The organism is Streptomyces sp. CB09001, assembly GCF_003369795.1.
In the GTDB taxonomy this organism is placed as follows: domain Bacteria; phylum Actinomycetota; class Actinomycetes; order Streptomycetales; family Streptomycetaceae; genus Streptomyces.
In genome coordinates this window covers 6,109,694-6,122,475 of sequence record NZ_CP026730.1, presented here as the reverse complement: position 1 = coordinate 6,122,475, position 12,782 = coordinate 6,109,694, and the positions used below count along the sequence as shown (strand labels likewise).

Genomic DNA, 12,782 nt, shown 5'->3' with positions numbered 1-12,782 from the left:
GGCCCCGGTCTCACCGGACGGAGGTCAGGGTGTCGAGGAACGCCTCGTTCGCGGACCGCTCGCCGACGGAGACGCGGCACGTGCCGGGGACCAGGCTCCCGACGTCCGCGACGAGGATGCCCGCGGACCGCAGGCGTTCCATGACGCGTTCGTGTTCGTGCAGCCGGACCAGCAGGAAGTTGGCCTGGGACGGGAACACCCGCTCCACCGCGGGTTCTTGGGCCAGCAGCGCGGCCATTCGGTCCCGCTCGGCCAGGATGCGGGCGACGCTGTCGCGCACGCGGTCCGTGTCCACGAGCCGTTCCCGCACGGCGCGCTGCGACGCGTCGGTGAATCCGAAGGGCACCTGTACCCGGCGCAGCGCCTCGACGATGCCGGGACGGGCGAGCGCCACACCGCAGCGGGCTCCGGCGAGCCCCCACGCCTTCGACAGGGTGCGCAGTACGACGAGGTTGTCGTGCTCGGCGACCAGACCGGCGTGGGAGGGCCGGTCACTGAACTCGACGTAGGCCTCGTCGATCACCACCAGCCCCTCGGCCCCGGCGACGAGTTCGCGGACCTGCCCGGGGTCGGGCCGGGTGCCCACGGGGTTGTTGGGGTCGCACAGGAACGTGACGCGGGGGCCGACGGCGAGAATGCGGTCCACGTCGAGCCGGGTGAAGTCGGCACCGCCGAGGGGGACTTCCGTGACCGACAGCCCCTGGACCCGGGCGAAGTGGGCGTAGAGCTCGAAGGTGGGGGGTGTCACGCAGACCCGGTCGCCCGGCGACGCCAGTGCCGTCAGCAGCAGGCTGACGGCGTCCACCGCCCCACTGGAGAAGAGCAGGTGGTCCTCCGTCAGAGCGCCCATGCCGTCCTGGCCGGGCAGGTCGCCCACGGTGGTGAGGTACATGCGGGCGAGATCCGCCGTGTCGAGATCGGGATAGCGGCCGTCCGGGCCGAGGAAGGGATTGGTGTTGCTCGACAGATCGACGAGGTCGAACCTCGGCCGGTGCCGGAAGCGGGCCGGTCCGGGTACCGCGACGGTGGTGACGGGCGGTGTCGCGAACCGGGTCGGCTCGGCCTGCGTGTGTGCCTGTCCGGGTGCCGTGAGGCCCGGGGCACGCAGCCAGTGGTCGAGCGGGACGAAGAGGTCGGCGCCCAGGGCCCGGAGGTGGCGGGGCTCGCCGCGGCCGAGGTGGACCCAGTCGAGACCGGCGCTGCGCGCGTCGGTGTACAGCCGGTACAGGAAGGCCGCGTGGAGGTCGTGGCGGGCGGCGGGGTCGTCGCGGTCGGCGACCAGGGCGAGACAGTACGTGCCCCGGCCGCTGTGGGAGCCCAGGAGGAGCCCCGCCTGGACCACGTCCCCGCGGCGCCGTACGAGCAGTTCGGCGCGGACCGCCAACGGGCCCTGCGCCAGGGCCTTCAGGGCCGCCGGGTCGAGGAGAGCGCCGTGCGGGCCCGTCAAGGCGGCGTCGGGTGGCCACGGCACCTCGTCGAGTCCGGCCAGCGGGATCCGTTCCCAGGTCAGCTCCTCGGAGACGGCGTGGCTGCTTCGGCGCAGGTCGGCGATGTGCCCGGCGCCGAGGCGGCCTCGCAGCAGCTCGTCCACGTCGCCGCCCAGCCGGGTCACGCACTCGGAGGCCGCCGCGACCGGGACGAAGCCCGCCGCGCCGAGCGCTCGCGTGTCGTCCGACCGGCGCACACCGGGTACCAGGATCTGCTCTGCCGCCAGGTCCCGGGCCCGGCGGACGAGCGTGTCGATCTCGTGCGCGGTGGGAGCGGGGCTCGTCGGGCCGAACCACGCGGCGCCGGCCACCAGGGTGGGGCGGTGCATGACGTCGGGGTCGGTAAGCCCGTCGGCGTCCAGGCCCAGTCGGGCCGGGGAGCACACCGGGCCGGGGGATCCAAGAGCCGCGCACAGCACCCGCCGCAGCTCGGCCGTGTCAGTGGCTCTGCGCATGCCGTCCCCCTTCCGGGGCCGTCTCCCGGTACGCGTGGACGCGGTCGTGGTACTCCTCGAACAGCTCGCCCAGCGTGCGGGCGATTCCGGACTTCCACCCCACGGTGCAGTCACCGATCAGGCCTCGCCGGACCTCGTGGTCGAAGACCGCCGTCTCCCGGCTGTAGTCGCTGCGCTCCAGCCGCAGTGGTACTCCGGTGAGGGCGGACATGTACTCCAGGAGGTCGGTGACGCCGACCTCCTCGTCTCCGCCCCAGTTCACGACCCGTGCGGGGGTCTGCGCCACCTGCCACAGCAGCGGCACCTGACGGACGACGTCGTCGGTGTGCAGGAGGTTGCAGTAGTTCTGGCCCCGGTGCGGCACGGGGGCCGGTTTTCCCTCGTGCATCCGCCGGAAGAGGATCATGGGGACTCCGCCGTGGCCGTACGGGCCGTAGGCGATGTTGAGCCGGGCGATCACCGACGGCAGTCCGAGCGCTTCGGACAGGCCGCGGACGACGCCCTCGGCCGAGAGCTTGGCCACGGGATAGGTGGGCAGCCAGGGCACCGCACCGCCGAGCGGGTCGTCCTCCCGGTAGCGGTGGGTCGGCTCGTCCCGGTGGTAGACGACACCCGACGACACGTAGAGGAAGCCCTCCGCGCCCGCGCAGTGCGTCATCAGCCGCGCCGTGCCCACGGTGTTGACGCGGGCGGTCCGCTCGAAGTCCCGGCCGTCGCCGCGGTGCACCGCGGAGTGCAGGACGTGGGTGAAGTCCCGGGGCAGGTCGGGCAGTGCGCCGTCGCCCATGTCCCAGACGACGGTGCGGGCGCCCGCGGCCTCGAGCGCCTGGCGGGCCGCGGGGTCACCGAAGCGGCCCAGGCACCACACCTCGTTGTCGCGGGCGAGTGCCTCCGCGACCGGCCGCGCGACCTGCCCGGTGCCGCCGGTGACGAGGATCCTCTTGCCGTGCACGCTCATTCGCTCCCCGTTCATCGTCTGCGTCGCCCTCATCGCTCGAGGGCGCGGGCCAGCTCGCGCCGCAGGGTCGCCTGGAAGGTCTGTACGTGCCGTGGGCTCATGAGGGTGTAGTGCTCCCCGTCGACCTCGGTGTACGTGTTGGGCCGGCGGGTGAACCGGTCCCAGTGCCGCAGCTGTTGGTCGAGCCAGTCCTGCTTCGTGCCCTTCAGCGGGGTGCAGTAGAAGACGTCGACCCGCTCGACCGAACCGGACGGTTCGTAGCTGCGGCCCAGGTGCACCATGCCCTGCGCCAGATGGACCCAGGCGGTGAACCGTTCGAGGGTGAGGTCGAGTTCGGTCAGCCGGCGCTCGGGGGCGTGCTCGACGAGGTACGCCAGCTGGTCCGCCTCCGGCAGGGGGCGCAGTGCCGCGGTGAGGTCCGGGACCCGGGCGGGTTCGACCAGTTCGAGGAAGAGGGCGAGGTTGAGGGCGCCGTCGGTGAAGGTGATCTCGTTCATCCGGCCGGAGATCGACGGGGGCAGGTTGAAGACGCCGACGAACTTCACCTCGTCGCCCTCGGCCTCCAGGCGTTTGGCGATCTCGAAGGCCACGGCGCCGCCGTAGGAGTAACCGGCGACCGCGTAGGGCCCGTTGCGCTGGGTCCGCCGGATCGCGGCGACGTACGTGGTGACCATCTCGTCGAACGAGGCGAAGGGCGTCTCGCCGCTGCCGAATCCGCGTGCGCGCAGCGCGTGGAAGGGCCGCTCGCCGGTGAAGTACTGGGCGAGGTTCACGAAGACGAGCACTTCGCCCAGGCCCGGGTGCACGCAGAACAACGGCGTGCCGTCCCCGGTCACCTGGAGGGGTACCAGCGGATCGTAGGCGGCGTTGCCCCCGGCCTCGCGGCCGGTGGTCAGCCGGTGGGCGAGCGCTCGCACGGTGGGCGCCTGCAGCAGGGTCGCCATCGGTACGTCGTCGATGCCGAACGCCGTCCGGATCCGCAGCTTGAGCCGGAGTACGTCGAGAGAGGTGCCGCCCAGGTCGAAGAAGCTGGTGGTCGCGGGCACCCGCTCGACCTTCAGTACCCGGGCGTAGAGGTCGGCGAGCCTGGTCTCGACGTCGCCCCGCGGAGCCACGTGAGCGCCCAGGAACCGGGTGCTCACTCCGTCCGCCCTTCGCGCCGCGGCGTCCAGGTCGCCGGCCTCGACGGCGGCGCGCAGCCGCGTCCGCAGGATCTTGTTCAGGTTGCTGCGGGGGAGGTCCGACTCGCCCACGGGCAGGATCAGGTGCGGTCTGAATCCCCAGTGCATGACGGTGGAGCTGCGGATCGCGACGAGCGTCCGGTACAGGGACGTCTCGTCCGCCGCGGCCCCGGCCGGGACGAAGGCGACGGCGAGCTGTTCGGAGTCGGCGCCTTCGGGCCGGACCGGGAACGCGGCGACCTGTCCGGGCCGCACGCCCTCCAGGGTGTCGAGCGCGGCCTCCAGGTCGTGGCTGTAGTAATTGACGCCGTTGACGATGATGGAGTCCTTGGTGCGGCCGACGAGGGTCAACCGGCCGTCGGCGCCCAGGCGCCCGAGGTCACCGGTGCGGAACCAGCCGTCCCCGGTGAACGCCTCGGCGGTGGCCTCCTTGTTGCCGTAGTAGCCGCCGGTGACCATCGGTCCGCGCAACTGCACCTCGCCCGGGTCGGTGCGGCCGGGCTGCCGGGTGGAGGAGAACACGGTGCCGTCTCCGCCGACGACGCGGATCTCCAGTCCGCGCACCGGGTGGCCGAGCGGCGGGAACTCCGCGCCCAGGTCCCGTGCGGCGAACTCGCGGTTGAACACGCTGCCCGCGCAGGTCTCGGTCATGCCGAAGGCGGGCACGACCACGTCGCCGCTCAGCCCGTACGGGGCGAGCGCCTCCACGAAGCCGCGCACGGTGGCGGTCACGGTGGCCTCGCCGCCGGAGATGATGTGGCGGACCTGCGACAGGTCCCACGCGTCGGCCACGGGCGGCCGCCCGGCGAGCTCCTGATTCAACTGCCCGAACAGGAAGTTGGGGGTGAAGGTCACCCGCACCCGGTGGGCGTGGATCAGCCGGAGGAACTCCAAGGGGTCGGAGAGGACCGTGGCCGGGTCCGTCGTGACCTGGTTCGCTCCGTTGAACATGGGCAGCAGGTGGGCCTCCACGGCGGCGATGTGGTCGGCCGAGATCCAGTTCAGGGAGGTGTCCGCGGGACCGAGTCCGAGTGCTCCCGCCTTCCCGGCCTGCGCGGCGAGGAGGTTGGCGTGGGTGAGCCGGACTGCCTTGCTCGATCCGGTGGACCCGGAGGTGAGCATCAGCAGGGCGAGGTCGTCCGGAGCGCTCGCGTACGGCGGCCGCGTCCCGCCCACCGACCGGCCCAGTTCCTCGACGGTCACCGACCTCAGCCCCACCTCGGGCAGTTCGCGTGGAGCCGCCTTCGAGTCGATCACCAGCGGGTCGCCGAGCAGTGCGCGCAGATGCTCCGACTGGGCGTGCCACCGTGCCGGGTCGGCCGCCGGTGCGACCGGGCACGGAACGACGCCGCTCAGCACGCAGCCCCAGAACGCCGGAAGGAAACTCCTGGGTTCGGTGGCCGTGACGAGGGCGCGGTCGCCCGGGGCGGTGCCGTGGTCGCGCAGTCCCTGTGCGATGCGGGCGGCGGACTCGCGCAGTTCCGCGTAGGAAAGGAATGTGTCACTCGTGTCACCCGCGAAGGTGACGCCACGGGATGTTTCGAGCGCCGCGCGGTCGAGCAGGTCGACGAGCGTCGCGGCCGGACGTAGGTCAGGTGTGGGAATTTCAGGCATGCGAAGAGAAACCTCCGGTTCGAAGGCAGGGGAATACAGGGCAGGGGTGCGCCACGCCTTCCCTCGGGTTGCGGAACTTCCCGCTACGCTCCGCCGGTCACGTTGAAGCGGACGATTTCGTGAATCGTCTTCTCCAGTTTTGATTCGTCCGGGTCCGACACCATCGCATGGCCGATAAGGCCGTAGGGGCCGACCGGTGCGTCGGGTGACGAGTCGTAGTGGATCTCGTCGAGCTGGAAGGCATGCTCGAAATCCGCCTGGGTCAGGTGCCCGCTGTCGGGGCGCCGCAGGAGGACGTACCCGTAGAAACGCTCGGGCGGTCCGTCGCGTCCCGTCAGGGAGGGCGACTCGCCGAGCGCCAGGCTGATCTCGGCATCGAAGAGGTCGACGCCGTAGGTCAATTCGTTGGCGCGCGGGGAAAGCCCGCCGGGAATCCGGACGGCGCACTCTCCGAACGTCAGGGCCGTGTCTGCCTCGAAGAGCTCGAGATGGAATACGCAGTCGGGGGCGCGCAGACTTCCCAGAACCTGGTGGGCGATGGTCTCCGCCTGCCGGAACAGCCCGGGGTGGAGTGTTCTGTCCAGCACCCATGCGGCCATGGTCCCGCCGCGCGCGGCGTCGACCGGCGCCTCGTGGTAGCGGCTCATGCACGACCAGCGGAGTTCACCGCGCTCCCAGATGCCGTCGATGAAGACCTCGGGCCCGGCGACGAACGACTCGGCGGCGATCGCCACGTCCGAGGCTCCCGGGAAGAGCGCGACGGCGTCCTCGTACTCCTGCGCGGAATGGATGACGCTCGTGCGCTGGGCGCCGGCTCCGGCGGCCGGCTTGATCACGAAGGTCTCACCCAGATCGTCGGCGAGCCGCCGGTAGGAGGTCCCCGTGGGCACATGCAGGCAACGCGCCCTCGGCACCTCGGGCGGAAGACCACTCTTCTGGAGATACTTGTCGCGGAAAGAGAGAATGGTGCGCGGGTCCGCGTTTCCCGGAAGATTCAGCTGCTGCCGCAGAAAAGCGGCGGTGAACACTCCCATTTCGTGGACGGACAGGGCACCGACGACATCGTCGAGTCGCCGGGCGAGCACTGCACGCAGCACCTCCTGAGCGTTCTCGAAGTCGGCAACCCGGCAGGACTGCCGGTCGGCCGGCGCACCGTTGGGATCCTGCACGAGATAGAAGGGATCGAGACCACGACGCCGTAACGCCTGGTCCAGATCGCCCCGATACCCGATGACGATCATTCTCGGCATTGTCGCCCCCCGCTTTCGATTCAAACCCGTCAATGGATCGGATGATCGTTTGCGCCTTGATCGAGGACGTGCACTCGGCATCTTTTCACAGGGATCCCGCGATGTGGACACGTGAACGTGCGTCCATTTACCCATGCACTGTGACATGAGTCATAGGAAAATTTGACCAATAACGCGGATAGAAAAGCGCCGAACCCATTCGACCCAATGAATTCCGCCATGCCGGGCAAAACCGAAAAATACGGCGTCAAGCGACCCGGGTCGGGTGACGCATCGCAGGTGGGATGGGTGGCACCTGCTCGGCGACCGGTACGCGGGGTCAGCGCACGGGTACGGAGGGTGGGCGGTAGTGGTAACCATCCGTGAGCATGGGCCCGTTGGGCGGGTCGGCCCGAGTGGAAGTGGGTGTACGTGCGGGAGGTGTCCTGGATGTCGAACGGTACGGGCGGCGCGGGCGGCGCTCCGCCGTGCCGCCGGCGGCCTGGACCCGGTTCCTCACGTACCCGACCGGCGCCCGACCCCGTCCGGCGGCGGCGCCGCCGTCGTCACTCGGCGCCCCGGCTGCCGCCGTCCGCTTCCTCCCGCCAGAGGACGGCGGCCCGCCGGGACAGGACGGTGTAGACGAAGTCGGCTCCGTGCACCCGCTCCATGTCGGGCACCAGCCGTTCGAACGCCTCGGCGGCACCGGCCGCGTCCCCCGCCCTGCCGCGCAGGTTGGCCAGGTTGTGCCGGGTGATGAGGACCTGAGGGTGATCTGCACCCAGCGCCCGCACCCGGTCGGCGAGCAGCTGCTCGGAGGCCTCCACGGCGCCGCCGAGGTCCCCGGTCTCGCTCAGATGGTGGGCTCGGTGCCGGAGCGCCACGGTGTCGGGATGCTCTTCGCGCAGCGCCCGGTCTCGCTGGTCCAGCTCCTTCTCCGCCCGGGCGAAGGGGCTGCTCAGCGCTCTGTTCACCCGCACCGCACCAATTGCGGCCCCGGCCCCCGCGACCGCACCGATGATCGCCCATCTCCACGACACGTCGGGCACGCCTCCTTCGCTCCACACCGTCCGGCCGGCGCCACTCACCTGGTCTCGGCCATGGTGGCCCCGGCACCTCCATAAACGCCCCGGCCGCCCGTCCCGGTTGCACGGGCTAACCTGGAGGTATCACCGGGCTGGGGGATCTATGGATCTGGATCTGCGCAAGCTGCGCTACTTCGTCGCCGTGGCCGACCTGCTTCATTTCGGCCGCGCCGCGGAAGAGCTGCATATCGCGCAGCCGGTGCTGAGCCGGCAGATCCGCGCGCTCGAGCAGGATCTCGGCGTCCCGCTGTTCACCAGGGACCGCCACGGCGTGGCACTGACGGATGCGGGCCGGCAACTGCTGACCGACGCAGGTCCGCTCCTCGCATCGACCGAAGCGGTCCGCCGCCGGGTGTCCGCGGCCGCCGGTGGCAAGCGGCGCCTGATGGTCGGCTTCCGGGCCGGCGTCGCGGTCACCCCGGCGGCGCGGGCGTTCGAGGAACGGCACCCGGACGTGGTCGTGGACGTGCAGCGCATCGAAGGGGACGACCAGGCCGCGATGCTGCTCGACGGCCGCATCGACGTCGGCTATGTGCGGCTGCCCATCGACGAGACCGGCCTGCGCGTCATCCCGCTGTACACCGAGCCTCGGGTGGCGGTGCTGCCCGCCGGGCACCGGTTCGCCGGCAAGGCCGAGGTCACCGAGGCCGACCTGGTCGGCGAATCGCTGGTCTGGCACGGTGACGCGAGCATGCAGCCCACCCGGCACCCGTTCCCCAATGCCGGGTATCCGGTGCGCGGGGTGGACGAGACGCTCGAGCATGTCGCGGCCGGCCGGGGCATCTCCTTCCTGGCCCGTTCGGCGAGCGTGTTCTACTCGCATCCGGACGTCGTCTACGTGCCGATCCCGGATCTGGTGCCCGAGCAGGTGTGTCTCGCGGTGGCGGCATCGCACACCTCGCCGGTGGCGGACGACTTCGTCGCTGCGGCCCGGTCGACGGCCGAGATCACGGCGGAGTGCGGGAACTACGAGATGTGGCAGCTCGGCGGCGACGCCGCCACACGGCACGCCTGAGCGGTCCGACCGACGAGTCGCCCGGCCGGAGTGCCGAGTCAGCTGGACACCACCTCCCGCCGCCGGTCGTCGCCGACCGCCGCGGGGAGGGCGTTGTCGATGAGGACCGCGGCGATGGCGGCGGCCGCGGGAAAGGCGTCGGCGTCGAGGACCCGGGTGCGCGCCGCGGCGCCGTCGATGAGCAGCGCGAGCTGCTCGCCGAGCTGCTCGGGGTCGGCGGCGCCGGCCTCGCGGGCGGTGTCGGCGAGCCGCCCGGCGACGGCCTTCTTGTACTCGCGTGCGTACTGGGACGCGGGGTGCTCGGGGTCGTGCAGTTCGACGGCCGCGGCGATGTAGGGGCACAGCGGGGTGCTGGCGGGGACGTCGAAGGCGGCGAGGAGTCGTTCGCGGGGCGTGAGGTCGGTGCGGTCGAACACGTTGGACAGCACGGTGGGGTCGAACCGGCGCAGGTACTCGGCGACGAGTTCGTCCTTGCCTGCGAAGTGCTGGTACACCGTGCGCTTGGACACCTCGGCCGCCGCACAGAGCTGGTCCATGCCCGTGCGGTTGATGCCCTGCTCGCGGAACAGCTGCCGGGACGCGCCGAGGATGCGCTCGCGGGCGCCCCGGCCGCGGCGACGGCCCGTGGGGCCCTTCTCCAACTCCGTCATGAGTCCATCGTACCCGAGCCAGATAACGGCCGGTGTACATAGTTTGCGTCCAGGCCGGATGCCCCGTACCGTAAGTACTCAGGGTTGTGTACATAACGCCGTGCCCCAGGTGCGTGCGTCGGCATCCTGACCCCGGAACAACACACGACCAGGACAGGACAACTCATGAGCGGCATCAGCATCATCGGCACCGGGAACATGGCCCGCACCATCGGCGCGCGGGCGATAGCGGGCGGCAACACCGTCGAGGTCATGGGCCGCGACCGGGCCAAGGCCGCCGCCCTGGCCAAGACCCTCGGACAAGGCGCCACGACGGGGGAATGGGGCACCGCCCCGGCCGGGGACATCGTCGTCGTCGCCCTGCTGTACGACGGCGTCGTGTCGGCCGTCACCCAGTACGGAGACGCTCTCGCGGGCAAGGTCGTCGTCGACATCAGCAACCCCTTCAACTCCACCTTCGACGGGCTGGCCCACGGCGAGGAGACCTCGATCGCACAGGAGGTCGCCAAGGTGGCCCCGGCCGGCGCCAGCGTGGTGAAGGCGTTCAACACCGTCTTCCGCCACGTCCTGGAGAAGGGCCGGCCCGACGTCTTCATCGCCGGTGACGACGCGCGGGCCAAGGCGACGGTGGGGGCGTTCGTCGAGAGCCTCGGACTGCGCCCGCTGGACGTCGGCGGCCTGAGGATGGCGCACTGGCTGGAAGGAGCGGGCGTGGTCACGGTGGGCCTCGCCAACCACGGGGTGGGGAACCTGGACTTCTCCCTGAGCATCACCGGACTTCCCGCCTGAGGCCCTCCCCCTCGACACCGGCGGTCACAGCCCCGCGAGGAGATCCGCGAGCGGTGCCGGTGGCCGTCCGGTGTCGAGGGCCTCCACCAGGAGGCTGCCGTAGCGGATCTTGCGGCCCTTCCTGGTGCTGAGGAAGCGGCGCAACTGCTGTTGCCGGGAGCGGCCGTGCTGCGCGGGCTGGGCCAGGAAGGTCTGCCAGGGCCGGAGTTCGTCCTCGGCCCGTATGACTTCCTCGACCCGCTCCGTGCCCAGCGCGCGGATCAGCTCGTCCTCCAGGTCGGCCACGCAGACGTGGAAGTCCCGTGGGGCACCGGCCCGTTGCCAGCCGCGGACGTAGAACGGCTCCTCCCGGGCGTCGCAGAGGCCGGTCAGGCGCAGGCCGAGGCCGGGCGGGCCGAGCAGCCCCGCGAAGCGGCCGACGCTCATCGCGCCGCCCATCGACACCACCGCCACACCTTCGGCGGTCAGGTCGCGGTCCGCGCGGGCCGCCAGGGCCTCGACGGCCGCGAGGTCGCTGGGGCCCTCCAGCAGCACCGCCGTCCGCAGGCCGAGATCCCCGACCAGGTCGGCCGCCAGGTCACCCGCGGTGTCTCCGGCGCCGCCCGCCGCCCAGCGGGCGATCTCGTCCCGGAACGCGTCCATGTCCGCCATGCGGTGAGTGTGCACCACCGGGGAGCGGTACGGCACGGCATTTCCGGGCCCGTGGCGGGCCGGCGCTCAGGCCCCGCGCAGCGGGTTGGGCAGCGGGCGGTAGCGGGCGTCGGCGCCGTCCGCGCCGGTCCAGCGCAGCAGGAGGTTGGTCTTGGCGGGAAGGGTGGGGGCGGTGAGCAGGGCCGGGATTTCGGGGAGGTCGTGGCGGGCCAGGGTGCGGCGGACGGCGGGCCAGGGGTCGAAGGCGGGGTGGTGTTCGGTGAGGGCGGCGGCGATCTCGTACAGGTGGTTGACGACCAGGCAGTAGACCAGGCGCTCCCAGCCGGCCGCCCGGGGGGTGTCCGGCAGCAGTTTGACGCCTTCCGCGTCCCGGAACAGGGCCTGCACCGGGGTGCCGGCCGCGTCCACGGCCACCAGGGTGTTCTGCAGGTGAGCCTCCAGGACGACGCCGTCCTCGGCGAAGGCGGTCAGGACGGGCGGGACGACGGCGGCGAGATACGCCTCCCACCAGGGGGCCGGGTCGGTGGCGGCCGCGAGCGGGCTGCCGGGGAAGCCCTCCACGAGCGCGGCGGCCAGAAGCGGGGTCGCGCCGGGCAGCAGGTGGTCGCGCAGGCCGTCGCGGACGACGACGGCCAGTTCCTCGAAGGCGAAGTCCGCGGTGCGGTGGCCGCGGTCGCCGAGCCAGGCGGCGGGAGGTCCCAGGGAGGCGAAGGCCTCGCTGGCGGCCGTGTCGGTGCGGCGCAGTCTCAGCAGGTCGTGGCGCCACAGGCGGCGGATGTCGTTGGTGACGCGCACGTCGAGGCTGAACTTCAGGAACAGGTCCCGTCCGGGGAGGTACTCGGGCGCGTACACCGTGCGGATCGCGGCCGTCGGCCAGGCGAAGAAGCCGGTCGTGCCCACCCGGACGAGCCGGCCGTCGGCGAAGGCGGGGGCGAGCGCCGCTGCCGTCAGGTCCAGTTGCCAGGGGTGGGCGGGCAGCAGGCGGTAGCCGGGCGGGGCCTTGCCGAGGGCGTCCAGCGCGGCGGTGTCGCCCTCGTCGACGACGGTGTCCTCGCGCACGGCGAGCAGCGTCAGCGGGAAGCGGGCGTGTGCCTCGGGCGCGTACGGCAGCCATCCGGTGTGCGGGCCGCCGCCGCGTGCCTTCGGGGCGGGGTGGTGGGTGTGGCCGGTGAGCAGGGCCTGCTCGGAGCGGAGGTACGGGTCGGCGGGCGGGGTGGCACGCGCGCGTGCCGTCAGCAGGGCGGCCACCGCGTCGCGGCTGTCGGTCATCTCGGTGGGCAGTTCGTGGTTGGGCACCCCGGTGTGCCGGCGCAGGGCCTCGGCGACGAGCTTCACCAGTTCGGCGTGGTCGACCCGGTGCCAGCCGTCCGCCGTGCGGACCTCCGGTTCGGCGGGGCGGCGGCCGGGCCGCACCCGCAGCAGCCTGCCGCCGGGCAGCCGGTACACGGGGCGGGCGCCGGGGCCCGGCAGGGGTTCGGCCACCTCGCGCAGCAGGCAGTTCAGCAGCGGTACGGCCGCGTGGGCGTCGGCGCGGCGCGCGACGTCGTCCCGGGCGGCGGCGCCGTCCCGGAAGGGGGCGTCGGCGCCGGTGGGCGGGGGCAGGAGATCCACGCGTTCCACTCGTTCCCTACGGTCGGTCCATGGTGGAGAGGTCGGAGACGATCAGTA

The 12,782-nt window shown here is 72.0% G+C and carries 10 protein-coding genes; 2 read left to right on the top strand and 8 right to left on the bottom strand.

Going from position 1 to position 12,782, the window contains the following annotated elements; all coding sequences use genetic code 11:
- Positions 1–10 precede the first annotated feature (10 nt).
- The 5 genes from C4J65_RS28400 to C4J65_RS28380 form a co-directional block, all read right to left on the bottom strand.
- Entirely contained in the window at positions 11–1,942 is a 1,932-nt protein-coding gene (locus C4J65_RS28400; protein ID WP_115744956.1) for an aminotransferase class I/II-fold pyridoxal phosphate-dependent enzyme, read from the bottom strand.
- Entirely contained in the window at positions 1,926–2,894 is a 969-nt protein-coding gene (locus C4J65_RS28395; RefSeq protein ID WP_115746670.1) for an NAD(P)-dependent oxidoreductase, read from the bottom strand. Before C4J65_RS28395 ends, C4J65_RS28400 begins: the two co-directional genes overlap by 17 nt.
- A 35-nt stretch (positions 2,895–2,929) precedes the next feature.
- Entirely contained in the window at positions 2,930–5,695 is a 2,766-nt protein-coding gene (locus C4J65_RS28390) for a non-ribosomal peptide synthetase (protein WP_115744955.1), read from the bottom strand.
- 83 nt (positions 5,696–5,778) lie between these two features.
- Complete coding sequence (locus tag C4J65_RS28385; RefSeq protein ID WP_346265886.1) at positions 5,779–6,936, bottom strand: ATP-grasp domain-containing protein; 1,158 nt, start codon at positions 6,934–6,936, stop codon at positions 5,779–5,781.
- A gap of 554 nt (positions 6,937–7,490) precedes the next feature.
- A complete protein-coding gene (locus C4J65_RS28380) occupies positions 7,491–7,964 on the bottom strand; it encodes a tetratricopeptide repeat protein (RefSeq protein WP_115746669.1) in 474 nt (157 codons plus the stop codon).
- 148 nt (positions 7,965–8,112) lie between these two features.
- Here C4J65_RS28380 and C4J65_RS28375 point away from each other — a divergent pair, with 148 nt between their 5' ends.
- A complete protein-coding gene (locus tag C4J65_RS28375) occupies positions 8,113–9,024 on the top strand; it encodes a LysR family transcriptional regulator (RefSeq protein WP_115744953.1) in 912 nt (303 codons plus the stop codon).
- A gap of 38 nt (positions 9,025–9,062) precedes the next feature.
- Here C4J65_RS28375 and C4J65_RS28370 read toward each other — a convergent pair whose 3' ends face one another.
- Entirely contained in the window at positions 9,063–9,674 is a 612-nt protein-coding gene (locus C4J65_RS28370) for a TetR/AcrR family transcriptional regulator (RefSeq protein ID WP_115744952.1), read from the bottom strand.
- 165 nt (positions 9,675–9,839) lie between these two features.
- Between C4J65_RS28370 and C4J65_RS28365 the strand changes: the two genes are divergently transcribed.
- Complete coding sequence (locus C4J65_RS28365; RefSeq protein WP_115744951.1) at positions 9,840–10,463, top strand: NAD(P)-binding domain-containing protein; 624 nt, start codon at positions 9,840–9,842, stop codon at positions 10,461–10,463.
- Positions 10,464–10,487: 24 nt separating this feature from the next.
- Here the strand turns inward: C4J65_RS28365 and C4J65_RS28360 are convergent, their stop codons facing one another.
- Both C4J65_RS28360 and C4J65_RS28355 read right to left on the bottom strand, forming a co-directional pair.
- The gene (locus C4J65_RS28360) at positions 10,488–11,114 is read right to left on the bottom strand and encodes a TOPRIM nucleotidyl transferase/hydrolase domain-containing protein (RefSeq protein WP_115746668.1); all 627 of its coding nucleotides are present in this window, start codon (positions 11,112–11,114) and stop codon (positions 10,488–10,490) included.
- Between the two features lie 66 nt (positions 11,115–11,180).
- Positions 11,181–12,734 (bottom strand): IucA/IucC family protein, encoded by a 1,554-nt coding sequence (locus C4J65_RS28355; RefSeq protein ID WP_115744950.1) that lies wholly within the window; start codon positions 12,732–12,734, stop codon positions 11,181–11,183.
- Positions 12,735–12,782: the final 48 nt, after the last annotated feature.